Source organism: Streptomyces sp. NRRL S-37, from assembly GCF_000721605.1.
Taxonomy (GTDB): Bacteria; Actinomycetota; Actinomycetes; order Streptomycetales; family Streptomycetaceae; genus Streptomyces.
In genome coordinates this window covers 23,092-47,802 of the sequence record NZ_JOIZ01000019.1, presented here as the reverse complement: position 1 = coordinate 47,802, position 24,711 = coordinate 23,092, and the positions used below count along the sequence as shown (strand labels likewise).

Genomic DNA, 24,711 nt, shown 5'->3' with positions numbered 1-24,711 from the left:
GTACATGGGGCGCGGGCTCCCGGCGGGGCCCGGCGCGCGAGGAGCGAAGGGGCGAGCGATGGGGACGCAGACCGTCCGGGCGGCGGCGCGACCGGCGCGCCGGCAGCGGCGCGGGCAGCTGGTGATCGACTGGCTGACCACCACCGACCACAAGAAGATCGGCCACCTCTACCTGATCACGTCGTTCGTGTTCTTCCTGATCGCCGGCGTGATGGCGCTGCTGATGCGCGCCGAACTGGCCCGGCCGGGCCTGCAGCTCGTCGACAACCAGCAGTTCAACCAGATGTTCACCCTGCACGGCACGATCATGCTGCTGCTGTTCGCCACGCCCAGCTTCGCCGGCTTCGCCAACGAGCTGATGCCGCTGCAGATCGGGGCACCCGACGTGGCCTTCCCCCGGCTGAACATGTTCTCGTACTGGCTGTTCCTCTTCGGCGGGCTGATCGTGCTCGCCTCACTGGTGGTCACCGGGGGCCCGGCCGCCTACGGCTGGTTCGCCTACGCGCCGCTGAACAGCATGGAGTACTCCCCCGGCCTCGGCCCGGACCTGTGGATCATGGGCCTCGCGCTGTCCGGCTTCGGCACCATCCTCGGCGCGGTCAACTTCATCACCACCATCGTCGGGATGCGCGCGCCGGGGATGACGATGTTCCGGATGCCGCTGTTCACCTGGAACACGCTGTTCACGTCGATCCTGATCCTGCTGGCGTTCCCGGTGCTCGCGGCGGCGCTGCTGGTGCTGGAGGCGGACCGGCGGTTCGGCTCCCAGGTCTTCGAGGCCGCCAACGGCGGGGCGCTTCTGTGGCAGCACCTGTTCTGGTTCTTCGGCCATCCCGAGGTCTACATCATCGCGCTGCCGTTCTTCGGGATCGTCACGGAGATCATCCCGGTCTTCAGCCGCAAGCCGCTGTTCGGCTATCTGACGCTGGTGGGCGCCACCATGGCCATCACGGGCCTGTCGGTGGTGGTGTGGGCGCACCACATGTTCGCGACCGGCGCGGTGTTGCTGCCGTTCTTCTCCTTCATGAGCTTCCTGATCGCGGTGCCGACGGGTGTGAAGTTCTTCAACTGGACCGGCACCATGATCAAGGGGTCGCTGTCCTTCGAGACGCCCATGCTGTGGGCGACCGGGTTCCTGGTGTCGTTCCTGTTCGGCGGGCTGACCGGGGTGCTCCTCGCGTCGCCGCCGCTGGACTTCCATGTGACGGACTCGTACTTCGTCGTCGCGCACTTCCACTACGTGGTCTTCGGCACCGTCGTCTTCGCGACCTTCGCCGGGTTCTACTTCTGGTGGCCCAAGTTCACCGGGAAGATGCTCGACGAACGGCTCGGCAAGATCCAGTTCTGGACGCTGTTCGTCGGCTTCCACACCACGTTCCTGGTGCAGCACTGGCTGGGCGCGGAGGGCATGCCCCGCCGTTACGCCGACTACCTCGCGGCGGACGGCTTCACCGCGCTGAACACCGTCTCCAGCATCGGCGCCTTCCTGCTCGGCATGTCCACGCTGCCGTTCCTCTACAACGTCTGGAAGACCGCCCGGTACGGCGAGAAGGTCGAGGCCGACGATCCGTGGGGGTTCGGCCGCTCCCTGGAGTGGGCGACCTCGTGTCCGCCGCCCCGGCACAACTTCACGACGCTGCCCCGGATCCGTTCGGAGTCGCCCGCGTTCGACATGAACCATCCGGAGTACGCGGCGGTGACGTCGCAGCCCGAGCCGAAGGGCGAGCAAGCCGGCACCGAGCCGCGCTGACCGCGCCGAGCGGCCCGTCCTTCCAGCGCCGCGGACAGCCGCTGTCCTGGATCAGGGCTCGTAGGCCAGTTGCGGTACCTCGAAGCAGGTGCGGTTCATGTCGCCCTGCGACACCCAGCCCTCGCCGTCCCGCCAGCGGGCCACGGACAGACAGGTCCGGCTCGTGGCCGGCGGCTCGGGCGAGCGTGCGAACGAGACGGGCAGCAGCAGTCCGCCCGCGGTGTAGTCCCGGGCGCGGTTCACAGAGGCGTCGACGCACGCGCGCGTGATGCCCGTACGGGCGCAGGACCGCGCCGCGTCGGTGAACCAGCGGGCGGCGGCCCAGCCCTCCAACTGCCACTGGGAGTGCGTCTCCAGGCCCTCGGTGGCGTCCCGGAACGCGCGTACGGCCGGGTGGCCGGTGTCCTCGAAGTTGCGGCTGGAGCCGGTCGCCCACAGGGCGTTGCGGCAGTGCGGCGCGTCCTTGTAGTCCTCGGCGACGGTGGACGTCCAGTTCTGCACGTTGGTGACCTTGGCGGTGACCCGGGCGCCGACGTCGTCCATGGCCCGGCACAGGCGGGCGTTGCCGTGGCCGTCGATGGCGTCGAAGACCAGGTCGGCGCCCTGCTGCTTCAGGTCGGCGGCCACCGCGCGGAAGTTGGGCAGCGCGAAGTCGACCTGCTCGGTGACCACCTTGTAGCCCTCGGCTCTCAGGCCGCGTTCGACGAGGCGGGCGTAGGAGGCGGACGCGGACTGGTTGTAGGAGACGACGGCGGCCGTGCGGGCGCCGTGCTCGCGCTTGAAGTAGCGGTACACCTCGGTGCCGCCGTACAGCCTGCCGTCCCAGCCGGGGGTGCCGTTCCTGGGCGCGTCGCTGCCGTAGACGCCGTAGAGGTGCGGGTAGGTGTCGTAGGCGGCGCCGATGGGCTGGCCGCCGATGTCGGGGACGCCCGCGCGGGAGACGCGGGGGGCGCCCGCGTAGTCCAGGGCGGTGGTGGCGACCAGGGCGACGACCTTCTCCTCGTCGACCAGCCGGTGCACGCACTCGTTGTTGCCGGCGCCGCTGCCGCCGTCGTCGCACTGCCGCACCTCGACGCGCCGGCCGTCGATGCCGCCGCGCGCGTTGAGCCGGTCGAACCACGCCGTCGCGCCGTCGCGCGGGCCGGTGAAGGCGCCGCCGCCGACCGGGCTGGTGGCGCTGGCGACGATGCCGACGCGGATCGGCTCGCCGGCGTCCCGGGCGGTCGCGGACGGGCGGTCGTCGTGCTCGAAGTCGCTCTCCGGCAGGCGGCTGCCGCAGGCCGCGGTCAGGGCGAGGAGCGCCGCCGCGGCGAGGGCCTCAGCAGCCCGGGATGTCCGGGGGTGTCTCATCGCCGCTCAGCCGCACGAGCGCGCACAGGGACTTGACGGAGACCTTCCAGGTGCCGTCGTCGTCGACGGCGACACCGGAGGCGTCCGGGAGGGCGGTGGCTCCCCTGAGGGTCAGGGTGAATGTCACGTCCGCCTCGGTCGGTGAGGTGAACGTGATCTCGGTGACCTTCGCCTTCACCTGTCCGACGCGGTTGTCGCCGCTGAACGCCTCGAGCACCGGGCCCAGCAGCTCACCGTTCTGCAGGAGTTTCTTCTTCTCGTCCACCGGGGTCTCGGGGTCGAAGAACTTCTCCCAGTTCTGCCGGATCTCCTGTTCGGCCTCCGCCTGGTTCGCGGGCGCGCTGCCCGGTGCGTTCGTCGTCCGCTCCGCCGACGGCGTGGAGGTCCCGCTGCCGCCGCCGTCGCCGCACGCCGTAAGGCCCGGTGCCAGGAGCAAGGCCAGGGCGGCGGCCAGCGCCGCGCCCCGTCCCGCGGTCCGCGGTCCGCGCCTTCCCGCCCTCGTACTCCCCCGCCCGATGCCATTGCCGAGAACCATCTGGCTCACCAATCGGGTGTCGGTCCGGGGCGTGTGCGCCCGGTGCTTTCAGGGTCGGGTCCCAGGGGGCATAGTGCAAGCCATGCGGACTGCCCGACTCCGGATTGCGCACCCCGTCCTCCGGGCGGGCTGGGCCGCGCTCGCCGCCGGCGCGGTGTTGTGCGTCATCGGCTGGTACGGCGTCTCGGGCGAGCGTCACACCGCACGGCAGCTTCCCTACCTGGCCTCCTGCAGCATCCCCGGAGCCGCGCTGATCGTCGCCGGGGCGGTGCTGCTCGCCCGCGGCCGGGACGCGCTCGCCGCCACGCGCGGGGAGGAGCCGTACGGCCCGCCCGCCGCCGGGCCGGCCGGCGCCGACGAGCCGGGACGGCCGGCCGGCGGGCCGGTGGCCGTCAGCGCCGAGACGCTGATGGTGCCGGGCGGGACGCTGTGGCACCGCGCGGACTGCCCGCTGGTCGCGGGGAAGGCGGAGGCGGTCCCGGTGGACGGGAGGCTGATCGCGGGCGGTGAGCTGGCGCCCTGCCCGGTCTGCGAACCCGCCGACGGGTCCGGCTGAGGCCTCGCCGGTGTCCTCGCTGACGTACGACCTCACGCTGGCCGGCCTGTCGGTGGGCGCCGCGGCGGCGCTCACCGGGATCGGTCTGATCGTGACGTACCGGGCGACCGGGGTGCTGAACTTCGCGCACGGCGCGATCGCGATGGTGTGCGCCTATGTGCTGCGCGGCCTGGTGGTCGACCGGGGCTGGCCGCTGTGGCCGGCCGCCGCGCTGACGCTGCTGGTGGTGGCGCCGGGGACCGGGGTGGTACTGGAGCGTTCGGTGTTCCGGCCGCTGTCCGTGCGGGGCGGCGATCCGGCGCGGGCGCTGGTGGCGTCCCTCGGGGTGTTCGTCCTGCTGGTGGGCGGGGCGGCGCTGCTGTGGGGGCAGGGGGCGCGGGACGACGCGCCGGTGCTGGTGGCGGCGGAGCCGTGGGGACAGCTGGCGGTGGTGGCCGTGCTGGCCGCGGGGGTCGGGACGGTGATCCGCCGGACGCGGTTCGGGCGGGAGCTGCGGGCCGTCGTGGACGACCGGCGACTGGCCGTGCTCACCGGTGTGGACGCGGACCGGGTGGCGGCGGCGGGCTGGGCGTTCGGCTCGTTCACGGCCGGTCTGACCGGCGTGCTGCTGGCACCGTACGTGCGGCTCGACCCGTACGGGCTGCCGCTGCTCGTGATGGAGGTGGTGGCGGTCGCGGTCGCCGCGCGGATGCGCGGCCTGACCGTGGCGGTGGTCGTCGCGCTCGGCGTCGGGGTGGCGCAGAGTCAGCTCACACGGCTGCACCCGTCCGGATGGGGCGAGCCGTTGCTGCAGGCGGTGGGCGCCAACCTGTTCGTGGTGGCGCTGCTGGTCACCGCCCTGGCGCTGCCCGGAGTCGGCACGCGCGACGCGCTCCCGCACCCCGCCGTCGCCGCGCGGGTGCCCGCTCACCCGGGCGCCTGGATCGTGGCCGGGGTGCTGTTCCTGCTGCCGCTGGGCCTCGCCGGGCGTGATCTGCACACGGCGGTGCAGGTGCCGGCGCTGGGTGTGGTGCTGCTGTCGCTGGTGGTGGTCACCGGCCGGGGCGGGCAGATCTCGCTCGGGCAGGCGGCGTACGCGGGTCTGGGCGCCCTCTTCACGGCGCTGCTGGCGGCCGGCCGCTTCCCCGGCCTGCCCCGGCTGCCGGAGCTGGCCGCGCTCGCGGTGGCGGTCGTCCTGGTGGCTCCGCTGGGCGTGCTGACCGGCTGGCCGGCGATCGGCCGCCGCGGGCTCGCGCTGGCGCTGGCGACGTTCGCGGTGGGCGTCGGGGTGAGCCGTTTCGTCTTCGACCAGCCGTACGCCACGTCCGGACTGTCGCTGGGCCGCCCGGCGGGCTTCGACGACGACCGCGCGTACTACGTCCTGGAGCTGGTCCTCCTGGCGTGCGCGCTGCTCGCCGCCTGGGCACTGCGCCGGGGCCGTACGGGGCGCGCCCTGGCGGCGATGCGGGACCACGAGTCCGGGGCGCGGGCGGCGGGCGTGCGCGTCCCGTCGCTGAAACTCCTCGCCTTCGTGTCCGGGGCGGCGCTGGCCGCGCTCGGCGGCGGCATGCTCGGCATGGGGCTGCGCGCCTTCGACCCGGCCGCGTACGACCCCGTGCGGGGCCTGCTGTGGTTCGCCGCGGTGGTGGTCCTGGGCGCCGACAGCACCCTGGGCGCCCTTCTCGCGGCGGCCCTCCTGGTCGGCCTGGACGCGGGCACGCGCGGGGGTGTGGCGGCGGCGGTGATCGGCGTCCTGGCGGTCCTGTCCGGCCGCTTCCCGGACAGCCCCCGCGAAGCCCTGCGCGACGCGGCGAACCGGTTCCGTGTCCGGCCCCGCCCGGCACCGGCCCCCTCGGCCGCACACCTCCGCACCCGCCCGCGCCCTCCGGGACCGCCACCGGGGCCGCCCCGGATCCCGGCGGGCGCGACGGCGACGGGCACCGGGCCGGAACCGGACCCCAGGGCCGGCTCCCACGGCACCGGCACCCGGACCGGGCTGCCGGAACGGACCCCCACCCGGACCGGCGAGCCGGGCGCGAAGCCCCTCGGCCGCCCCGAAGCCACCGGCGGACCACGAACGGCGGCAGGCAGGCCCGCCGACGGCCCGGCACGACGGCAGGACGCCGCGGAAGCCACCGGGGACGAACACCCCACCGGACAGCCGCCGGGACACCCGCGCGAAGAACAACCGGCCCCCGAAGAGCCACCGGGCCACGAGCCCGCACGACGGCAGAACGGCACGGACCGAGAAACCACCGGGGACGAACACCTCACCGGACGGCCGCCGGGACACCCGCGCGAAGAACAACCGGCCCCCGAAGAGCCACCGCGCCACGAGCCAGGACGACGGCGGGGCGATGCGGAGGCCACCGAGGGCGAACGCCCCGCCGGGCAGGCCCGGGAGTCGCCCGGCCGGGGGGTGCCGCCCGCCCCGGCGCGCCGCTCCGCGGAGCCGCAGGCGCCTCACCGGCCCCCGGCCGCGGGTACCCCCGCGCCGGTGCGTGGGGGCGGCGGCGAGGTCCCGGTGGGACGCCGGCACGCGGGGCCCTCCGCACCGGCCCCCGGCCCTCCGGTGCTCGCCGCCCGCGGTCTGCGGGTCCGGTACGGCGGGTTCACCGCGCTGGACGGGGTGGACCTGGACGTCCCCGCCGGGCGGGTGACCGCCGTCGTCGGGCCCAACGGGGCCGGGAAGAGCACGCTGTTCCACTGTCTGGCGGGAACCCTGCGTCCCGCGCGGGGGTCGGTCTCGCTCGGCGGGCGGGACATCACGCGGCTGCCCGCGCAGGCCCGCGCCCGGCTCGGGATCGCGCGGACGTTCCAGCGGCTGGCGGTCTTCCCGACGCTGACCGTCGCCGACAACGTGCGCGTCGGCGCCGAGCGGGGCCGGCCGCGCGATCCCGGCGCGGTGGAGCGGACGCTGCGGCTCTTCGGGCTCGACGGGCCGATGAGGGCGCGGCCCGCCGCCGGGCTCCCCACCGGGACGCTGCGCCGGGTGGAGGTCGCGCGGGCCCTCGCCGCCGCCCCGCGCGTGCTGCTGCTCGACGAACCCGCCGCCGGTCTCGACACCGCCGAGGTCACCGCGCTGGCCCGGATCCTGCGGGCGCTGGCCGCCGACGGCACGGCCCTCCTGGTCGTCGAGCACGATCTCGACCTGGTCGCCGGCCTCGCCGACGTCGTGCACGTGATGGCGGCGGGCCGGATCGTCGCCTCCGGACCGCCCGGGAGCGTCCTGGGCGCCCCCGGGGAAACGGCCGGCCCATGACCGTGATCTCCCTGCGCCGCGCGCGCGTGCGGTACGGCCCGCTGGAGGCCCTGCACGGCATCACCCTCGCCGCCCCCGGCCCCGGCGTCACCGTGCTGCTGGGCCGCAACGGCTCCGGCCGTACGACCGCCCTGCGCGCGCTGGCCGGTGACGTGCCGCTGTCCGGCGGGGCCGTGGTGTGGGACGGACGGGACGTGACCGGTGTGCCGGCGTACGAGCGGGCCCGGCGCGGGCTGTGCCTGGTGCCGGAGCGGCGGGCGGTGTTCGGTTCCCTCACCGTGCGGGAGAACCTCGCCCTCACCGCCCCCGACCCCGCCCGCGCCCTCGACGTCTACCCGTCGCTGCGGCCGCTGCTGGAGCGCCGGGCCGGCACGCTCTCCGGGGGCGAGCAGCGGATGCTGGCCCTGTGCCGGGTGTTGTCGCCGCGCGCGCGTGTGGTGCTCGTCGACGAGCCCGCCCAGGGCATGTCGCCGGCGGTCGCGGCCCGCACGTACGCGCTGCTGGCCGCGCTCGACGCGTGCGTGATCGTCGCCGAGCAGCGGCTGCCGCCCGCCCTGCACGGCCGCCGGTACCTGCCGCGCGGACGGCGAGGGGAGCGGTTCTCCGGGCGGAGCGGCGCATACGCGGTGTGTCGCCCGGAGAACCGCCCCCCTCGGTGTCCGGGGACGGGATTCGCCCCCGGCGTCCGGCCGGACGAACGGCCGGGGCCCGGGGCCCGCGTCCGGAGGGCGGGCCCGGCGACGGCTCAGACGTCGAGGCGCTGTCCGGGCACGATCACGTCGGGGTCCCCGCCGATGACGGACTTGTTCGCCTCGTACAGGCGCTGCCAGGTCGTGCCGTACCGCGCGGCGATCCCGCTCAGGGTGTCACCCGCGCGGACGGTGTGGTCGCCGCGGGACGTGTTGCGGTCCGTGTGCCCGGAGGGTGTCGAAGTCCTGGCCGGCGCCGACGGCTTCGACCGCTTCGACGGGGCCCGCCACGTGGTCACCGGGTCCGCGGCGGGTGCGCTCCCGGACGCCCCCGCGCGTGCCGAGCAGGTCGGCCAGGCGCCCCAGCCCTGGGCGCGCTGCACCTTCGTGGCGACCGCGATCTGCTGGGCCCTGGTGGCCCGGTCGGCCGTCGGCGCGTAGGCCGTGCCGCCGTAGGCGCGCCATGTGGAGCCGGAGAACTGCAGTCCGCCGTAGTAGCCGTTGCCGGTGTTGATGTGCCAGTCGCCGCCGCTCTCGCACTGTGCGATGCGGTCCCACACGCCGCCGTCCGCCGCCGTGGCGGTCCCGGTCGCGGCGAGCAGTCCGAGGGGCGCGAGCAGGGCCGCGCCGGCCAGGACGGCCGTCGTACGGGTCGTGCGGAGGTGGTCGCGGGTGTTATCGGCACATTCGGACATGAAGGTCCTTCCCGAAGGACTCGGGGTCCCCGAGGCGGAGTGCCGCCCGCCGCGTCATGGGACGCGTGGGCCGCGCTCGCCCCGTCCGCCTTCGGGTCGTGCGGTGGTGCCCTGTGGTGCGGTCGGCGGACGTACCCGAGCGGTGCTCGCTGCACACGGCGGAGGAATCTAAGGAGCCTCCGGTGCCGGGATCAACCAACGTCCTGTTGTGCCAGGCCAGTTGCCGCTTACCTCGGGTAGCGGCGATTTTCGGTCACCCACTTCATTCCCTGATTTCGGGATTTGTCGGCCAGCGGGCAAGGCGGCCTGTGAGCCACCTCACCTTCTCAACGGCATTGCGACGACGGGTAGTTGACGATGAGTGGCGGATTCCGCGCCGAGCGTGACCGTGTGCGCCGGTTGGTTCGATTCCGTTCGCCCTGGGGCGTGACTACCGCCACAGATCGCCCGTTGTCTTCTTCATGAGCCGGGGACCCGCCCGGACCACGGGCCGGGAGCCACCCGGCCTCGCCACGCACCGCATCCCGAGGGAGCCACCCGTGCCGCGCATGCTCGACGTCAGCGACGAGGTACGCGCCGAGATCGGCGACGAAGAAGCAGCCCGCCTGCTCGCCGGAGAGTCCGCCCCGGGCAGTTACGACTGCACCTCCTGCCGCACCCCGGGCGACCCGGAACAGGAGCGCACCAGCACCGTCCTGTTCATCGGCGACGAGACCGCCGTCCTCGCCTTCGCCCACGCGGGCTGCCTGCCCTCGCAGGTCGTCCAGGTCACCGAGGAGCAGCTCCAGGGGGCCGTGCGGGCCATCGGCGGCGACACCGGGGAACCGGCGCCCGCGCAGGCCGCCCCCGAACAGGCCGTGCTCGGAGTGACCAGCGGACTGGTCCTGATCTCCGGGGAGTTGCACCCGGCGCTGGTCGTGGAGCCGACCGCGCCGGTCGCGCGGCCCGGTTCGTCCGGGACCGGCGACGACTTCCTGCCGCTCCTCATCGAGCAGGGATTCATGCCGCTGACCGAACTGTCGGCCGTACCGCCGGTGCTGCACGGCTGGTCGGTCCTGCTCGCCGCGGGGCAGCTGCACGCCGTGCTCCAGCCGAACCCGGCCGGCGGCCGTCCGGTGGCCTGGTGGCAGGCGCACCAGCCGCTCCAGGTCACCGACGGCTGGCGGTCGGCCGCCAACAAGCACCAGCAGGTGCTGATGTTCGCGGCGCCGGTCGGTTCGATCGGCCGCCAGCCGCGCGAGGACCTGCTGCGCGACGCACTGGACAAGGCGGCGGCGAACGGCAAGCTCGTCGCCGCGGCGCTGCCGCTGGCGGGCCTCTGACCGGCCCGGCGGACACGGCACCGCCGGACAACCGGCGAAAGCCGTAAAAATGCCGCATCCCTTACGGCACGGGGTCGTTTGGACATACGTGCACGCATACGACGTTCCCCGCCGCCAGTCCCTCGCCTCGGTCCCCGCACCCGTGCGCCCGGAGCGGGACTCCCGGAGCGGCCTCTCGGCCACGCCGATCTACGACGCCCTCTACACCGAGTACGTCAAGTCCTTCCGTTCGCTGCCGGGTGACCGCAGCGGCGAGGAGGAGCTGGGCTTCACCGCCTTCGGGAACATCCCGCGCGGTGCGGGCTCGTACGGCGGCCGCGGCCCGAGCACGTTCGGCGCCTCCCTCGTGAGCGGTGCCCACGGCGCGGGGGCGGGCGGCCGGCAGGGCGCCGGGCCGCAGTGGCAGCGGGTCGGCACGGTCGGCAGGACCGCCTCCGGGATGCACCACGTGCCGGCCGGACTGCCGCCGGCCCCGCGCAGAGGCGCCTGACCCGGGCACGGCGAAGGGGCGGCCCCACCGGGACCGCCCCTTCGTCATGCCCGCCGTCGGCTACTTCTTCTTGCCGCGCTTCTCCCGCACCCGCACGGAGATATGGATCGGCGTCCCCTCGAAGCCGAACTCCTCCCGCAGCCGGCGCTCGATGAACCGCCGGTAGCCCGCCTCGATGAAGCCGGAGGCGAACAGCACGAACCGCGGCGGCTTGGTGCCGGCCTGGGTGCCGAACAGGATGCGCGGCTGCTTGCCGCCCCGCACGGGGTGCGGGTGGGCGGCGACCAGCTCGCCGAGGAAGGCGTTCAGCCTGCCCGTCGGGACTCGCGTCTCCCAGCCCTCCAGGGCCGTCTCGATGGCCGGGACCAGCTTCTCCATGTGCCGGCCGGTGCGCGCCGAGACGTTCACCCGCGGCGCCCACACCACCTGGCCGAGCTCGGTCTCGATCTCCCGCTCCAGGTAGTAGCGGCGCTCCTCGTCGAGGGTGTCCCACTTGTTGAAGGCGAGGACGATCGCGCGGCCCGCCTCCACGGCCATGGTGACGATCCGCTGGTCCTGCACCGAGATGGATTCGGCGGCGTCGATGAGGACGACGGCCACCTCCGCCTTCTCGACGGCGGCGGCGGTGCGCAGCGAGGCGTAGTAGTCGGCGCCCTGCTGGAGGTGGACGCGCTTGCGGATGCCTGCCGTGTCGACGAACTTCCAGGTCTTGCCGCCGAGTTCGATCATCTCGTCGACCGGGTCACGGGTGGTTCCGGCGAGTTCGTTGACGACGACCCGCTCCTCGCCCGCGACCTTGTTCAGCAGCGAGGACTTGCCGACATTGGGCCTGCCGATCAGGGCGATGCGGCGCGGACCGCCGACCGCGGTGCCGAAGGTCTGTGCCGGGGCCTCCGGCAGGGCCTCCAGGACCTGGTCCAGCATGTCGCCGGTGCCGCGGCCGTGCAGCGCGGAGACCGGGTGCGGCTCACCGAGGCCCAGGGACCACAGGTAGGACGCGTCGGCCTCGCCGCTCGGGCCGTCCACCTTGTTGGCGCACAGCACGACCGGCTTGCCCGCCTTGCGCAGCAGCCGGACGACGGCCTCGTCGGTGTCGGTCGCGCCGACCTTGGCGTCCACGACGAAGACGACCGCGTCGGCGGCCTCGATCGCGTACTCGGCCTGGGCCGCCACGGAGGCGTCGATGCCGAGGACGTCCTGCTCCCAGCCGCCGGTGTCGACGACCTTGAAGCGGCGGCCGGACCACTCGGCCTCGTAGGTGACGCGGTCGCGGGTGACGCCCGGCTTGTCCTCGACGACCGCCTCACGGCGGCCGATGATGCGGTTCACCAGGGTCGACTTGCCCACGTTGGGACGGCCGACGACGGCGAGCACGGGCAGCGGACCGTGGCCCGCCGCCTCGATGGCGCCCTCGACGTCCTCGAGGTCGAAGCCCTCCTCCGCGGCGAGCTCCATGAACTCCGCGAACTCGGCATCGCCCAGCGCCCCGTGATCGTGCTCGTGCGCACCCTCGTACGCGTCCGAGCCGTCGGGCTGGATGTGGTCGTTCATGAAGTCCGTACCTCTGCGTTCATCGTGGCGATCGGTGGAACGCCCCGTGCACGGGGCCGGTCCACTACTCAGTGTCGCCTAGCGCCCGGTGAGGCGCCTGGCGTTTTCCAGGTGGGCGGTGAGCTGTTTCTGGATGCGTTCGGTCGCCTCGTCCAGCGCCTTGCGCGTCCGTCTGCCGCTGCCGTCGCCCGCGTCGAAGGGGTCGCCGAAGACGACGTCCACGCGGGAACGCAGCGGGGGAAGTCCCTTGATCAACCGTCCGCGGCGCTCGGAACTTCCCAGGACGGCCACCGGCACGATCGGCGCTCCGCCGCGTACGGCGAAGTAGGCGAGCCCCGCGCGGAGCGAGGCGAAGTCGCCCTCGCCGCGCGTGCCCTCCGGGAAGATGCCGAGGACGCCGCCCTGCTCCAGTACGCCCAGCGCCCGGGAGATCGCCGTGCGGTCGGTGGTGTCGCGGTCCACCTTGAGCTGGCCGATGCCGGTCAGGAACGGGTCGAGCGGGCCGACGAACGCCTCCTTCTTGATCAGGAAGTGCGTCGGCCGGGGTGCCACGCCCATGACCATGGGGCCGTCGATGTTGTGGGAGTGGTTCACGGCGAAGATCAACGGACCGGCCGTGGGCACCCGCCAGGCGCCCAGCACGCGCGGCTTGAACAGCCCGTACATCAGGCCGACGCCGATGCGCCGGCCGACCTCGGCGCCGCGCTCCGATGGGACGTCGGTCACTTCCCGGCCCGCTTCTCCTCGACGAGGGTGACGACACACTCGATGACCTGCGCCAGCGTCAGCTCGGTGGTGTCCACCTCGACCGCGTCACCGGCCTTGGCCAACGGGGAGGTCTTGCGGCCGGCGTCGGCCGCGTCCCGCTTGATCAGGGCCTCGCGGGTGGTGTTCAGGTCGGCGCCCTTGAGCTCGCCGCTGCGGCGGGCGGCACGGGCCTCCGCGCTGGCGGTGAGGAAGATCTTCAGGTCGGCGTCGGGCAGCACGGTGGTGCCGATGTCGCGGCCCTCGACGACGATGCCGGTGACGGCGGAGGCGGCGATGGACCGCTGCAGCTCGGTGATCCGGGTCCGCACCTCGGGGACCGCGGAGACCGCGGAGACCTTGGAGGTGACGTCCTGTCCGCGGATCGGGCCGGCCACGTCGACACCGTCGACGGTGATCGTCGGGTCCTGGGGGTCCGTACCGGAGACGATCTCGGGCTTCCCGGCGACGGCGGCGATCGCGGACGGGTCGTCTATGTCGATGCCGTTGGTCACCATCCACCAGGTGATCGCCCGGTACTGGGCGCCCGTGTCCAGGTAGCTCAGGCCGAGCTGCGCCGCCACGGCCTTCGAGGTGCTCGACTTGCCCGTGCCGGAGGGGCCGTCGATGGCGACAATCACGGGCTGGGCGGCGCCGTTTTCCACGGAGGAACACCTTCCTGGTGCGGTGGAGTGGTGTGTGCGGGGCGCGGACACGCCCCGCACCAGATTACCGGCCCCCCGGAACCCTTCCGACAAGCGGACGATCCGGCCCTCCGGGGGACGGGCCGCCCCCGGGTCCTCCCCCGCCCCGGACCGTCACCGGCGTACACCCGTCACCGGCGGCTCCGTCACTGGCGGATCGCCCAGCCCCGCTCCCGCAGCCCCGCGGTGAGGGCCGGGGCCGCCTTGGGCTCCACCATGAGCTGGACCAGGCCGGCCTGCTGTCCGGTGGCGTGCTCGATGCGGACGTCCTCGATGTTGGCGCCGGCGCGCTCGGCGTCCGCGAAGATGCGGGCGAGCTGGCCGGGCTGGTCGTCGATGAGCACCGTCACGGTCTCGTAGACGCGCGGCGCGGAGCCGTGCTTGCCGGGGACGCGGACCTGCCCCGCGTTGCCGCGGCGCAGCACGTTCTCGATGCCGGTGCTGCCCTCGCGGCGCTTGTCCTCGTCGGAGGACTGCAGCGCGCGCAGGGCGCGCACGGTCTCCTCCAGGTCGGCGGCGACGTCCGTGAGCAGGTCGGCGACCGGGCCGGGGTTCGCGGAGAGGATGTCGATCCACATCCGGGGGTCGGAGGCGGCGATCCGGGTGACGTCCCGGATGCCCTGCCCGCACAGCCGTACGGCGGCCTCCTCGGCGTGCTCCAGGCGCGCGGCGACCATGCTGGACACCAGGTGGGGCATGTGGGAGACGAGGGCCACGGCCCGGTCGTGGGCGTCGGCGTCCATCACGACGGGTACGGCCCTGCAGTACGAGACCAGCTCCAGGGCGAGGTTCAGCACCTCGGTGTCGGTGTCCCGGGTCGGGGTGAGCACCCAGGGGCGCCCCTCGAAGAGGTCCCCGGTGGCGGCCAGCGGGCCGGACCGCTCACGGCCGGACATGGGGTGGGTGCCGATGTACGGGGCCAGGCCGAGTCCGCGTTCCTGGAGCTCGCGGCGCGGTCCGCCCTTGACGCTGGCGACGTCGATGTAGCCGCGTGCCGCGCCGCGCCGCATCGCGTCGGCGAGCACGTCGGCCACGTGGGCGGGCGGGGCGGCGACGATCGCCAGGTCGACCGGCCCGTCGGGGGCCTCGTCCGTGCCGGCGCCGAGCGCGGCGGCCGTACGGGCCTGCTCCGGGTCGTGATCGGTGAGGTGGACGACGACGCCCCGCCGGTTCAGGGCGAGCGCGGCGGACGTGCCGATGAGTCCGGTGCCGATGACGAGTGCGGTTCTCACTGGGCGATGTCCTTGCGCAGGGCGGCCGCCGCGCCGAGGTAGACGTGCGCGATGTCCGCGCGGGGCTTGTCGCACTCGATGTGCGCGAGGACCCGGACGACGCGGGGCATGGCGCCCTCGATGTCCAGTTCCTGGGCGCAGATCAGGGGGACGTCGACGATGCCGAGCTTGCGGGCGGCGGCGGCCGGGAAGTCGCTGTGCAGGTCGGGCGTGGCCGTGAACCAGAGGCTGATCAGGTCGTCGGTGTGCAGGCCGTTGCGCTCCAGGATCGCGGTGAGCAGCGCGCCGACCTGTTCCTCCATGTGACCGGCCTCGTCCCGCTCCAGCTGGACGGCCCCCCGGACCGCGCGTACCGCCACGACGATGCTCCTTGCTGACGTGCCTGTCTGTCGTTCGGTCGTCCAGCGTAGTCAGCCCGCGCGGGGGCGGCGCCGGGCGCCCGCCCGCTGAGACGGGCGGTGTGCACTTTTCATGATGTTTTGTCGTGAGTTGCTTCTTGTTCGGCGGATTCGGTGTCAGGATGCGGGAACCGCGATCTCCGGGAGTGACGACATGACCTCTTGTGCAACACGCCGCACGGTTCTGCTCGCGACGGGTGCGGCGGCCCTGGCCGCGGGCTGCGGCTCGGACGGCGGCAACGGCGGAGACGGCGGAGGCGGCAGCAGGGGCGGCACCTCGTCGGAGGCCGCCGGGCGGGAGCTGATCCCGACCGCCGACGTCCCGGTGGGCGGGGGTACGGTCCTCCCGGACGAGAAGATCGTGGTCACCCAGCCGCGGGAGGGCGACTTCAAGGCCTTCTCGGCGATCTGCACCCACCAGAACTGTGTCGTGGCCGACGTCGCGGACGGCACCGTCAACTGCGCCTGCCACGGCAGCCGCTTCCGGATCACCGACGGCTCGGTGGAGCGGGGCCCCGCGACCCGGCCGCTGCCCGAGAAGCCGATCGCGGTGGAGGGAAATTCGATCCGCCGAGCGTGATCCACCGCGTACGCTCCCGGGCATGCGCCCCGAGACCCTGGTCGGTGACCACACGATCTACGCCTGTGTCATGGGTTCGCGCGCCTTCGGCCTGGCCACCGAGGGCAGCGACACCGACCGCCGGGGTGTCTTCCTCGCGCCCACTCCCCTGTTCTGGCGCTTCGAGAAGCCGCCGACGCACATCGAGGGCCCGGCCGAGGAGCAGTTCAGCTGGGAGCTGGAACGCTTCTGCGAGCTGGCCCTGCGCGCCAACCCCAACATCCTGGAGTGCCTGCACTCCCCGCTGGTGGAGCACGCCGACGCCACCGGCCGCGAGCTGCTGTCCCTGCGTGAGGCGTTCCTCTCCCGCAAGGTCCACGAGACGTTCACGCGGTACGCCCACGGCCAGCGCCGCAAGCTGGAGGCGGACGTCCGCGCGCACGGCGCCCCGCGCTGGAAACACGCGATGCACCTGCTCCGCCTGCTGATCAGCGTCCGCGACCTGCTCCGTACGGGCACCCTCACGGTCGACGTGGGCGAGGAGCGCGAGCCGCTGCTCGCGGTGAAGCGGGGCGAGGTGTCCTGGTCCGGGTTCGAGGCGCGGATGACCCGTCTGGCGCGGGAGGCCGAGCAGGCCGTCCACCGCAGCCCGCTCCCCGCGGAACCGGACCGCCGGCGCGTGGAGGACTTCCTCGTCCGCACCCGCCGCGCCTCGGCCCTCCGGGCGGGTCCGTACGACGAGGCCGCGCGGGGCGTCGTACGCGGCGGGAGCGCCGGACAGGGCTGACGCGGCCCGCGCCCCGTCCGGCGGTCACCGGTCTCGGGCCGGGACGGGCGTCGCTCAGGCGTCCCAGAGCGTTCCCAGCGCCAGCAGCTCGTCCCGGTACTCGATGCGGCCGGCCCAGTCCGCCGGCCAGGCGTCCGCGCCCAGGTACGCGCCCGCGAAGGCGCCGGTGAGGCAGGCGATGGAGTCGGAGTCGCCCGCGGTGCAGGCGGCGCGGCGCAGGGCGGTGAGGGGTTCGTCGACGAAGAGGAGGAAGCAGAGCAGGCCGGTCGCCAGGGCCTCCTCGGCGATCCAGCCCTCGCCCGTGGCCAGGCAGGGGTCGGTCTCGGGCGAGACGGTGCGTACGGCGTCCTGGAGGCGTTCCAGGACGGTCAGGCACTCGTCCCAGCCGCGCGCGATGAAGTGCTCGGGGGTGGGGTCCTGGGCGCGGGTCCACAGGTCGCCGAGCCAGGACTCGTGGTAGCGGGTGCGGTTGTCGTAGGCGTAGGAGCGCAGCAGTCCGATCAGACCGGTCGGCTCGGCGCCTTCCGCCAGCAGCCGTACGGCGTGTGCGGTGAGGTCGGAGGCGGCGAGCGCGGTGGGGTGGCCGTGGGTGAGGGCGGACTGCAACTGGGCGGCACCGGCGCGCTGTTCGTCGGTGAGGCCGGGGGCCAGGCCTATGGGGACGACGCGCATGTTGGCGCCGCAGCCCTTGGAGCCGGTCTGGCTGGCGTCCTGCCAGGCCCGGTCCTCACGGGACAGGAGATAGCAGGCCTTGAGGCAGGTGTTGCCGGGGGCGCGGTTGTTCTCGGGCGAGCGCCACCACTCCACGAACTCCTCGCGCACCGGCCGCGCCAGCCGCTTCGGGGCGAGCGGTCCCCGGTCCATGGCCGTGCGCAGTCCCCTGCCGAGCGCGAGGGTCATCTGGGTGTCGTCGGTGACGATCGCCGGCCTGGGCAGGTCCATCCCCCGCCAGGGACCGAACTTCGCGAGGATCGACGGCACGTCGTTGAACTCCGTCGGGAAGCCCAGCGCGTCCCCCAGGGCGAGCCCGGTGAGCGCACCCGTGGCGGCGCGCTTGGTGACGGTGGTCGTGGTCATGCGGGGCGTCCTTCCGGAGTGGGCCGGAGCAGGGGCGGGTGGAGGGTGGCGGCGGTGCCCGCGCGGTAGAGGGCGGCGGGTTTGCCCCGGCCGCCGGTGAGGCGCGCGGCGCCGGGTACGGCTTCGACGAAGCCGGGGGTGGCGAGCACCTTGCGCCGGAAGTTGGGGCGGTCCAGGGCGGTGCCCCATACGGTCTCGTAGACCTGTTGCAGCTCGCCGAGGGTGAACTCGGGCGGGCAGAAGGCGGTGGCGAGGCAGGTGTACTCGAGCTTGGCGCCGACGCGGTCCCGCGCGTCGGCCAGGATCCGGCCGTGGTCGAAGGCGAGCTCCCGCGCGGAGTCGTACGGCGTCCAGCGGGCCTGTGCCGCGTCGCTGCCGCCGTGCGCCTCGGGGGCGTCGGGCAGCAGTGCGGCGAACGCGACGGACACGACCCGCATGCGGGGGTCGCGGTCGGGTTCGCTGTAGGTCCGCAGCTGCTCCAGATGCAGCCCGGACACGTCCGTCAGCCCGGTCTCCTCGCCCAGTTCGCGCCGCGCGGCGCTCTCGGCGGACTCGTCCGGCTGGACGAAGCCGCCGGGCAGCGCCCACCGTCCGGCGTACGGCTCCTGGCCGCGCTCGACGAGCAGGACGTGCAGGGCGCCCGCGCGAAGGGTGAACACGGCGAGGTCGACGGTGACGGCGAAGGGTTCGAAGGCGTACTTGTCGTAGCCGTCCATGACCCGCACCCCCTTTAATAGTCGCAGTGACTATTAAAGGGGGTGCGGGCCGGGTGCACAAGCCCTTGCAGGCTCTTTAGAGGTCGACCTCCTGCATCAGCATCCCGACCTCGGTGTTGGACAGCCGCCGCAGCCAGCCCGACTTCTGGTCGCCCAGGGTGATCGGCCCGAAGGCGGTGCGCACCAGCTTGTCGACCGGGAAGCCGGCCTCGGCGAGCATGCGGCGCACGATGTGCTTGCGGCCCTCGTGCAGGGTCACCTCGACGAGGTAGTTCTTGCCGGTCTGCTCCACGACCCGGAAGTGGTCCGCGCGGGCGTACCCGTCCTCGAGCTGGATGCCGTCCTTGAGCCTCTTGCCCAGGTCGCGCGGGATCGGGCCCACGATGGCCGCCAGGTACGTCTTCTTCACGCCGTACTTGGGGTGGGTCAGCCGGTGCGCCAGCTCGCCGTGGTTGGTGAGCAGGATGACGCCCTCGGTCTCGGTGTCGAGCCGGCCGACGTGGAAGAGGCGGGTCTCGCGGTTGGTGACGTAGTCACCGAGGCACTGCCGGCCCTCCGGGTCCTCCATGGTGGAGACGACACCGGCGGGCTTGTTCAGCGAGAAGAACTGGTACGACTGGGTCGCGACGGTCAGGCCGTCGACCTTGACCTCGTCCTTCTCCGGGTCGACCCGCTTGCCCTGCTCCAGGACGATCTCGCCGTTGACCTCGACGCGCGCCTGCTCGATCAGTTCCTCGCAGGAGCGCCGGGAGCCGTAGCCCGCGCGGGCGAGCACCTTCTGCAGCCGCTCGCCCTCCTGCTCGGCGCCGGGGAAGGTCTTGGGCAGCTTGACGTCCTTCTTGCCCGCGTACCGCTCGCGGTTGCGCTCCTCGGCCCGCGTCTCGTACTCACGGGACGTGGCCGGGACCGAGCGCCCCCGCTGCAGGGGCCTCTTCGGCCCGCCCTTGGCGCCTCCGCGGGCCGTGGGCCCGCGGCCCGACTTGGGGCCCTCCTGGGTGGCGCCGGGGCCGACGTCGTAGCGCCGCTCCTCCGGACGCGGCTTCTTCGGACGGCCGCCCTGCTGGTTGTCGCGGTTGCCGCCGAAGCCGCGGTGGCCACCGCGGCCACCACCGCTCCCGCCGCTCCCGCCGCGGCCGCCGCTGTTGCCACCACGGCTCCCGCCGTTGTTTCCGCTGCTGTTCCTGCCGCTGCTGCTTCGCATCAAAGTTCCGTCTTGTCGTCTGCGTCCTCGGAATCCGGGGCGTCCGGATCGAACGACGGGACCCCTTCCAGCGTCTCGGCCTCGATCGCCTCCGCCTCGGGGAGGAAGGGCGCGAGCTCCGGGAGCTCGTCCAGACCGCGCAGGCCCATCCGCTCCAGGAAGTAGTTCGTCGTCGTGTACAGGATCGCACCTGTTTCGGGTTCCGTGCCCGCCTCCTCGATCAGACCGCGCTGCAGGAGGGTGCGCATCACGCCGTCGCAGTTGACCCCGCGCACGGCGGAGACGCGGCCGCGGCTGACCGGCTGCCGGTAGGCGACGACCGCGAGGGTCTCCAGGGCGGCCTGGGTGAGCCGGGCCTGCCGGCCGTCCAGGACGAAGCCCTCGACGGCGGCGGCGTACTCGGGGCGGGTGTAGAAGCGCCAGCCGCCCGCGACGAGACGCAGCTCGAAGCCGCGGCCCTGGACGGTGTACTCGTCGGCGAGCGCGCGCAGCGCGTCCGCGACCTGGTGCCTCGGGCGCTCCAGGACCTTCGCCAGGTGTTCCTCGGTCGCGGGCTCGTCCACGACCATGAGGACCGCCTCCAGGGCGGGCCTGAGGTCGAGTTCCGCGACGGTGCGCGGTCCGGCGGGGGTGCCGGTCGTCTCCTCGTTCACGGCTTCCTCTCCTCCTCGGGCTGCTCCGGCGGCCGGTCGAACTCGTCGGTGACCGCCGGCGCGGCGTCCCCGTCCCCGCCGGTCCAGCGCACGGTCAGCTCGCCGAGCGCGGCCTCCTGGTCGAGGGCGACGGCCTTCTCGCGGTACAGCTCTAGCAGGGCGAGAAAGCGGGCCACGACGGTCAGGGTGTCGTCCGTATCCTCGACGAGGGCCCGGAAGCTCGCCTCACCGAGTTCCCTCAGCCGCGCGACGACGATCCCGGCCTGCTCCCGCACGCTGACCAGCGGCGCGTGGATGTGGTCGACGTACACCTGCGGCTCGGGCCTGGGCTGCATCGCCTTGACGGCGAGCCGGGCGAAGCCCTCGGCGCCGATGCTGATGACGACCTCGGGCAGCAGCTCGGCGTGGTGCGGTTCGAGTCCGACGGTACGGGGATGGCGGCGGTCCTCGTCGTCGAGACGCCGGCTGAAGATCTCGGCGATCTGTTTGTACGCGCGGTACTGCAGCAGCCTCGCGAACAGCAGGTCCCGGGCCTCCAGGAGGGCGAGGTCGGCCTCGTCCTCCACCTCGGCGGCGGGCAGCAGCCGGGCCGCCTTGAGGTCGAGCAGCGTGGCCGCCACGACCAGGAACTCGGTCGTCTCGTCCAGGTCCCAGTCGGGTCCCAGGGCCCGGATGTACGCCATGAACTCGTCGGTCACCCTGGACAGCGCGACCTCGGTGACATCCAGCTTGTGCTTCGAGATCAACTGCAGCAGCAGATCGAACGGCCCCTCGAAGTTCACCAGCCGGACCCTGAACCGCCCGTCCTCGGCGTCGCCCGCCTCCGAAGCCCCGTCTCCGGGCTCCGTCCCGGGCACGACGGTCACGTCCTCTGCCACGACCACCGGCTCGGCCGGCGAGAAGTCCCGCGCGGGAGGTTCGGTACCCGGTGTGGTCCCGGGGGTGCCGTGGGCCGGACCCGGTTCCCCGCGCCCGGCGGTCCCGCTCTCCGGCGAGGGATCCGCGCCCTTCTCGGGCGCCTCCCGCCCGGACGCCGACGCTCCCGGCCCCCGGCCCAGGGTGCGGCGGCGGGGCGGCCGGGCGCCGGGAGCGGGTGCGTCGTTCGAGGTCATGGCCTCCGCAGGCTACCGCTACCGGCCCCGCAGACGTCGTACGAGGATGCTGGCGTCGCCCCGGCTCTCCAGGTCGGCGAGGACCACGGCGACCGCCTCGCGGACGATGCGGCCCCGGTCCACCGCCAGCCCGTGCTCGCCGCGCAGCACCAGGCGCGCGTGTTCGAGGTCCATCAGCTCCTCGGCGGACACGTACACGGTGATCTTCTCGTCGTGCCGCTCCCGGCCGCTGGGCCGCCGTGCCGCCGCCCGCCCCCGCTTGCCGCGCTGGGCCGCCCCGTCCTGCGCCGGCGGGCGCCGTCCGGCACCCGCCGCGTCGCGGCTGCGGGACTCCCCGGCCCCGTCCGGCTCCGCGTCCGCCGCGACGTGCTCCGCGCCCTCGCCGCCCTGTGCGGGCACCGACTGCGGCGCGTCCTCCACGGCGGCCGCCGCCGCGTCGCCCTCCCCCGCGGGTGCGGGGACACGGGCGTCGCCGTTGGCCTGGCGCCGGGGGGTCGACGCCTGGAGCGCCATCCCCCCTGTCGTACGGAAGAGTTCGTCGGCCCCCGGCAGACTCACTCGGCGTGACACCGGGCGAGCACCTCCCTGGCGAGCTGGCGGTAGGCGGCGGCACCGACGGAGTTGGACGCGTACGTGGTGATCGGCTCGCCGGCGACCGTGGTCTCCGGGAAGCGGACCGTGCGCCCGATGACCGTGTGGTAGACGTGGTCGTCGAACGCCTCGACCACCCGCGCGAGCACCTCACGGCTGTGCACCGTGCGCGAGTCGTACATGGTGGCGAGGATCCCGTCGAGCTCCAGGTCGGGGTTGAGCCGCTCCTGGACCTTCTCGATCGTCTCGGTCAGCAGCGCCACACCGCGCAGCGCGAAGAACTCGCACTCCAGCGGCACGATCACCTTGTGCGCGGCGGTCAGCGCGTTGACCGTGAGCAGGCCGAGCGAGGGCTGGCAGTCGATGACGATGTAGTCGTAGTCGTCCATCAGCGGCTTCAGTGCCCGCTGCAGCGTGGACTCGCGCGCGACCTCGCTCACCAGCTGCACCTCGGCCGCCGACAGGTCGATGTTGCTGGGCAGCAGGTCCATGTTGGGGACCGCGGTCTTCAGCAGCACCTCGTCGGCCGCCATGCCCCGCTCCATGAGCAGGTTGTAGACGGTGAGGTCGAGCTCCATCGGGTTGACGCCGAGACCGACCGACAGCGCGCCCTGCGGGTCGAAGTCGACGAGCAGCACCCGGCGTCCGTACTCCGCGAGCGCGGCGCCCAGGTTGATGGTCGACGTGGTCTTGCCGACGCCGCCCTTCTGGTTGCACATCGCGATGATCTTCGCGGGACCGTGGTCGGTCAGCGGACCCGGGATCGGGAAGTACGGCAGCGGGCGCCCGGTCGGGCCGACGCGCTCACGGCGCTGGCGCGCCGCGTCGGGCGCGAGCGTGGCCGCGTACTCGGGATCGGGCTCGTACTCGGCGTCGGGGTCGTAGAAGTGCCCCTCGGGCAGTTCGTCGTAGTCGGCGAAATGGTTGTGGGGCGCGCCACTTCCGTCGCCGGCCATGGCGTTCACGTGATGGCCATCCATGCTCTGGGGTGCTGGTTGAGTCACCACCGAAGTCCGGTGACTCCGGTGGGCTGCGAAGGTGCGCACAGCCACGGAGCCGACAGCAGCGGATCCCGCGGGCTCCTGGTCCGGCGCAGGCATTCCTGGGTGACCACCCCCGGGAGTAAATGTCGACTCATTCACAAGTCGTCTTACCTCCTTGGTGACCAGGAAACTTCTAGACAGGTCAGCGTGGCACCATGCCGACGATTGGCGACTCTATGGCGTGTCGGCCGTCCGCAGCAACACAATCCGCCGGACCCGGCCCGATGTGTCGGCATTGAAACATCCCTCTGTCAAGGGCGTACGACCGTCGCACGGCAGGTTTCACGGGTGTGCGAATCGGTAGAAGGGTTACGTTCGAGGCGAGTTGTCCCGGAAACAGGAAGTGACCATACACACATCCGGCCGGACCTTGTCGGGCAAGGTCCGGCCGGGTACGTGACGTTGACGGCGGAAGTTGACGTATCGCCTTTGCCGGTCGACGACTTGGTCGACTTACCGCCCTGGCCGCTCAGCCGAGCAGGGAGGCGAGCTCCGTGTGCTCCAGACCGTGTGCCTCGGCGACCTCCTTGTAAACCACCTTGCCGTCGTGCGTGTTGAGTCCCTTGGCGAGCGCGGGGTCGCGGCGCAGCGCCTCCACCCAGCCGCGGTCGGCGAGTTCGACGATGTACGGCAGCGTGGCGTTGGTGAGCGCGTAGGTGGAGGTGTTGGGCACCGCGCCGGGCATGTTGGCGACGCAGTAGAACACCGACTCGTGGACCTTGAAGGCCGGCTCGGCGTGCGTGGTCGGGTGGGAGTCCTCGAAGCAGCCGCCCTGGTCGATCGCGATGTCGACAAGGACACTTCCGGCCTTCATCCGCGAGACCAGCTCGTTGGTGACGAGCTTCGGGGCCTTGGCGCCGGGAACGAGCACCGCGCCGATCACGAGGTCGGCCTCCAGGCAGGCCTTCTCCAGCTCGAAGGCGTTGGAGACGACGGTCTGGATCTTCGTGCCGAAGACCTTGTCGGCCTCCTTGAGCTTGTTGATGTCCTTGTCGAGCAGGGTCACGTGGAAGCCCATGCCGATGGCGATCTGCGCGGCGTTCCAGCCGGACACACCGCCGCCGATGACGACGGCCTTGCCGGCCAGCACGCCGGGGACGCCGCCGGGGAGCACACCGCGGCCGCCGTGGGCGCGCATCAGGTGGTAGGCGCCGACCTGCGGGGCCAGCCGGCCCGCGACCTCGGACATCGGGGCGAGCAGCGGCAGCGCGCGGCCTGGCAGCTCGACGGTCTCGTAGGCGATGGCGGTGGTGCCGGACTCCAGGAGGGCGTCCGTGCACTCCTTGGACGCGGCCAGGTGCAGGTAGGTGAAGAGGGTCTGGTCCTTGCGCAGGCGGTGGTACTCCTCCGCGATGGGCTCCTTGACCTTCAGCAGCAGGTCGGCGGCGGCCCAGACCTCGTCGGCGGTGTCCAGGATCTGTCCCCCGGCGGCGATGTACTCGCCGTCCGGGATCGAGGAGCCGACGCCGGCGCCGCGCTCGATGACGACCTGGTGGCCGTGGCGCACCAGCTCGTGCACGCCGGCGGGGGTGATGGCCACCCGGAACTCGTTGTTCTTGACTTCGCGGGGGATGCCGACCTTCACGTGGATCACGGTCCTTGGCTCAGAGGGTATGGGGGTATTGCTGCACATACCCGGGCACGCACGGGCACACCGGGAGAGACCGCAGAGGATGGCGCGGCAGAGCCAGTCTAATGAAGGTGTTCCCGCTGTC

General features: G+C 73.1%; 23 protein-coding genes and 1 pseudogene. 8 read left to right on the top strand and 16 right to left on the bottom strand.

The window, feature by feature from the left end; all coding sequences use genetic code 11:
- Positions 1-58 precede the first annotated feature (58 nt).
- Positions 59-1,750, top strand: a complete 1,692-nt coding sequence (ctaD, locus tag IH50_RS0125925) for a cytochrome c oxidase subunit I (protein ID WP_030867005.1) — start codon at positions 59-61, stop codon at positions 1,748-1,750.
- Between the two features lie 51 nt (positions 1,751-1,801).
- Here the strand turns inward: ctaD and IH50_RS0125920 are convergent, their stop codons facing one another.
- Positions 1,802-3,100: an ABC transporter substrate-binding protein gene (locus tag IH50_RS0125920; protein WP_030867002.1), complete on the bottom strand. Its 1,299-nt coding sequence runs from the start codon at positions 3,098-3,100 to the stop codon at positions 1,802-1,804.
- A complete protein-coding gene (locus IH50_RS0125915; protein ID WP_030866998.1) occupies positions 3,069-3,635 on the bottom strand; it encodes a hypothetical protein in 567 nt (188 codons plus the stop codon). The genes IH50_RS0125920 and IH50_RS0125915 overlap by 32 nt, the downstream gene beginning before the upstream one ends.
- A gap of 82 nt (positions 3,636-3,717) precedes the next feature.
- Between IH50_RS0125915 and IH50_RS0125910 the strand changes: the two genes are divergently transcribed.
- The 3 genes and pseudogenes from IH50_RS0125910 to IH50_RS0125900 form a co-directional block, all read left to right on the top strand.
- Entirely contained in the window at positions 3,718-4,191 is a 474-nt protein-coding gene (locus IH50_RS0125910; protein ID WP_030866996.1) for a hypothetical protein, read from the top strand.
- A gap of 10 nt (positions 4,192-4,201) precedes the next feature.
- Positions 4,202-7,432 (top strand): ABC transporter permease subunit, encoded by a 3,231-nt coding sequence (locus tag IH50_RS41735; protein ID WP_030866993.1) that lies wholly within the window; start codon positions 4,202-4,204, stop codon positions 7,430-7,432.
- Positions 7,429-8,007, top strand: a pseudogene (locus tag IH50_RS0125900) (ATP-binding cassette domain-containing protein); the annotation flags it as partial. The gene IH50_RS41735 and the pseudogene IH50_RS0125900, both read left to right, overlap by 4 nt.
- 170 nt (positions 8,008-8,177) lie before the next feature.
- Here the strand turns inward: IH50_RS0125900 and IH50_RS40080 are convergent.
- Positions 8,178-8,816 (bottom strand): transglycosylase family protein, encoded by a 639-nt coding sequence (locus IH50_RS40080; RefSeq protein ID WP_037872914.1) that lies wholly within the window; start codon positions 8,814-8,816, stop codon positions 8,178-8,180.
- Between the two features lie 539 nt (positions 8,817-9,355).
- Here IH50_RS40080 and IH50_RS0125895 point away from each other — a divergent pair.
- Together IH50_RS0125895 and IH50_RS0125890 are read left to right on the top strand one after the other, a co-directional pair.
- Positions 9,356-10,138 carry a hypothetical protein gene (locus IH50_RS0125895; RefSeq protein WP_030866986.1) on the top strand — a complete coding sequence of 261 codons (783 nt, stop codon included), beginning with the start codon at positions 9,356-9,358 and terminating at the stop codon, positions 10,136-10,138.
- An 88-nt stretch (positions 10,139-10,226) separates the two neighbouring features.
- On the top strand, positions 10,227-10,628 hold the full coding sequence (locus tag IH50_RS0125890) for a hypothetical protein (protein WP_030866983.1): 402 nt from the start codon (positions 10,227-10,229) through the stop codon (positions 10,626-10,628).
- A 60-nt stretch (positions 10,629-10,688) separates the two neighbouring features.
- Here the strand turns inward: IH50_RS0125890 and der are convergent, their stop codons facing one another.
- The 5 genes from der to aroH form a co-directional block, all read right to left on the bottom strand.
- A complete protein-coding gene (der, locus tag IH50_RS0125885; RefSeq protein ID WP_030866981.1) occupies positions 10,689-12,179 on the bottom strand; it encodes a ribosome biogenesis GTPase Der in 1,491 nt (496 codons plus the stop codon).
- A gap of 78 nt (positions 12,180-12,257) precedes the next feature.
- On the bottom strand, positions 12,258-12,905 hold the full coding sequence (locus tag IH50_RS0125880) for a lysophospholipid acyltransferase family protein (protein WP_030866979.1): 648 nt from the start codon (positions 12,903-12,905) through the stop codon (positions 12,258-12,260).
- Positions 12,902-13,588 (bottom strand): (d)CMP kinase, encoded by a 687-nt coding sequence (gene cmk / locus IH50_RS0125875; protein WP_030866977.1) that lies wholly within the window; start codon positions 13,586-13,588, stop codon positions 12,902-12,904. Before cmk ends, IH50_RS0125880 begins: the two co-directional genes overlap by 4 nt.
- A 185-nt stretch (positions 13,589-13,773) precedes the next feature.
- The gene (locus IH50_RS0125870; protein WP_030866974.1) at positions 13,774-14,859 is read right to left on the bottom strand and encodes a prephenate dehydrogenase; all 1,086 of its coding nucleotides are present in this window, start codon (positions 14,857-14,859) and stop codon (positions 13,774-13,776) included.
- Complete coding sequence (gene aroH / locus IH50_RS0125865; RefSeq protein ID WP_030866972.1) at positions 14,856-15,218, bottom strand: chorismate mutase; 363 nt, start codon at positions 15,216-15,218, stop codon at positions 14,856-14,858. The genes IH50_RS0125870 and aroH overlap by 4 nt, the downstream gene beginning before the upstream one ends.
- Before the next feature lie 193 nt (positions 15,219-15,411).
- Between aroH and IH50_RS0125860 the strand changes: the two genes are divergently transcribed.
- Both IH50_RS0125860 and IH50_RS0125855 read left to right on the top strand, forming a co-directional pair.
- Positions 15,412-15,837 carry a Rieske (2Fe-2S) protein gene (locus tag IH50_RS0125860; protein WP_030866968.1) on the top strand — a complete coding sequence of 142 codons (426 nt, stop codon included), beginning with the start codon at positions 15,412-15,414 and terminating at the stop codon, positions 15,835-15,837.
- Between the two features lie 22 nt (positions 15,838-15,859).
- Positions 15,860-16,603 carry a DNA polymerase beta superfamily protein gene (locus IH50_RS0125855; RefSeq protein WP_030866966.1) on the top strand — a complete coding sequence of 248 codons (744 nt, stop codon included), beginning with the start codon at positions 15,860-15,862 and terminating at the stop codon, positions 16,601-16,603.
- A gap of 54 nt (positions 16,604-16,657) precedes the next feature.
- On the opposite strand, the gene IH50_RS0125850 is transcribed toward IH50_RS0125855, so the two are convergent.
- From IH50_RS0125850 to ald, 8 genes are all read right to left on the bottom strand, one after another.
- Entirely contained in the window at positions 16,658-17,680 is a 1,023-nt protein-coding gene (locus tag IH50_RS0125850) for an ADP-ribosylglycohydrolase family protein (RefSeq protein ID WP_030866964.1), read from the bottom strand.
- A complete protein-coding gene (locus tag IH50_RS0125845) occupies positions 17,677-18,396 on the bottom strand; it encodes an NUDIX hydrolase (RefSeq protein ID WP_030866962.1) in 720 nt (239 codons plus the stop codon). Before IH50_RS0125845 ends, IH50_RS0125850 begins: the two co-directional genes overlap by 4 nt.
- A 76-nt stretch (positions 18,397-18,472) precedes the next feature.
- Entirely contained in the window at positions 18,473-19,597 is a 1,125-nt protein-coding gene (locus tag IH50_RS0125840) for a pseudouridine synthase (RefSeq protein WP_030866959.1), read from the bottom strand.
- Positions 19,597-20,250: an SMC-Scp complex subunit ScpB gene (scpB, locus tag IH50_RS0125835; RefSeq protein ID WP_030866956.1), complete on the bottom strand. Its 654-nt coding sequence runs from the start codon at positions 20,248-20,250 to the stop codon at positions 19,597-19,599. The genes IH50_RS0125840 and scpB overlap by 1 nt, the downstream gene beginning before the upstream one ends.
- On the bottom strand, positions 20,247-21,362 hold the full coding sequence (locus tag IH50_RS0125830; protein ID WP_030866953.1) for a segregation/condensation protein A: 1,116 nt from the start codon (positions 21,360-21,362) through the stop codon (positions 20,247-20,249). Before IH50_RS0125830 ends, scpB begins: the two co-directional genes overlap by 4 nt.
- 18 nt (positions 21,363-21,380) lie before the next feature.
- Positions 21,381-21,932, bottom strand: a complete 552-nt coding sequence (locus tag IH50_RS0125825) for a hypothetical protein (protein ID WP_030866950.1) — start codon at positions 21,930-21,932, stop codon at positions 21,381-21,383.
- A complete protein-coding gene (locus IH50_RS0125820; protein WP_078914100.1) occupies positions 21,917-23,053 on the bottom strand; it encodes a ParA family protein in 1,137 nt (378 codons plus the stop codon). Before IH50_RS0125820 ends, IH50_RS0125825 begins: the two co-directional genes overlap by 16 nt.
- Before the next feature lie 412 nt (positions 23,054-23,465).
- Complete coding sequence (ald, locus tag IH50_RS0125815) at positions 23,466-24,590, bottom strand: alanine dehydrogenase (RefSeq protein ID WP_030866947.1); 1,125 nt, start codon at positions 24,588-24,590, stop codon at positions 23,466-23,468.
- Positions 24,591-24,711: the final 121 nt, after the last annotated feature.

Bases quoted from the DNA above. Each gene is read 5' to 3' on its own strand.
- ctaD (WP_030867005.1), top strand. From the start codon at position 59: ATGGGGACGCAGACCGTCCGGGCGGCGGCGCGACCGGCGCGCCGGCAG.
- IH50_RS0125920 (WP_030867002.1), bottom strand. From the start codon at position 3,100: ATGAGACACCCCCGGACATCCCGGGCTGCTGAGGCCCTCGCCGCGGCG.
- IH50_RS0125915 (WP_030866998.1), bottom strand. From the start codon at position 3,635: ATGGTTCTCGGCAATGGCATCGGGCGGGGGAGTACGAGGGCGGGAAGG.
- IH50_RS0125910 (WP_030866996.1), top strand. From the start codon at position 3,718: ATGCGGACTGCCCGACTCCGGATTGCGCACCCCGTCCTCCGGGCGGGC.
- IH50_RS40080 (WP_037872914.1), bottom strand. From the start codon at position 8,816: ATGTCCGAATGTGCCGATAACACCCGCGACCACCTCCGCACGACCCGT.
- der (WP_030866981.1), bottom strand. From the start codon at position 12,179: ATGAACGACCACATCCAGCCCGACGGCTCGGACGCGTACGAGGGTGCG.
- IH50_RS0125860 (WP_030866968.1), top strand. From the start codon at position 15,412: ATGACCTCTTGTGCAACACGCCGCACGGTTCTGCTCGCGACGGGTGCG.
- IH50_RS0125855 (WP_030866966.1), top strand. From the start codon at position 15,860: ATGCGCCCCGAGACCCTGGTCGGTGACCACACGATCTACGCCTGTGTC.
- IH50_RS0125850 (WP_030866964.1), bottom strand. From the start codon at position 17,680: ATGACCACGACCACCGTCACCAAGCGCGCCGCCACGGGTGCGCTCACC.
- IH50_RS0125845 (WP_030866962.1), bottom strand. From the start codon at position 18,396: ATGGACGGCTACGACAAGTACGCCTTCGAACCCTTCGCCGTCACCGTC.
- IH50_RS0125840 (WP_030866959.1), bottom strand. From the start codon at position 19,597: ATGCGAAGCAGCAGCGGCAGGAACAGCAGCGGAAACAACGGCGGGAGC.
- IH50_RS0125830 (WP_030866953.1), bottom strand. From the start codon at position 21,362: ATGACCTCGAACGACGCACCCGCTCCCGGCGCCCGGCCGCCCCGCCGC.
- IH50_RS0125820 (WP_078914100.1), bottom strand. From the start codon at position 23,053: ATGCCTGCGCCGGACCAGGAGCCCGCGGGATCCGCTGCTGTCGGCTCC.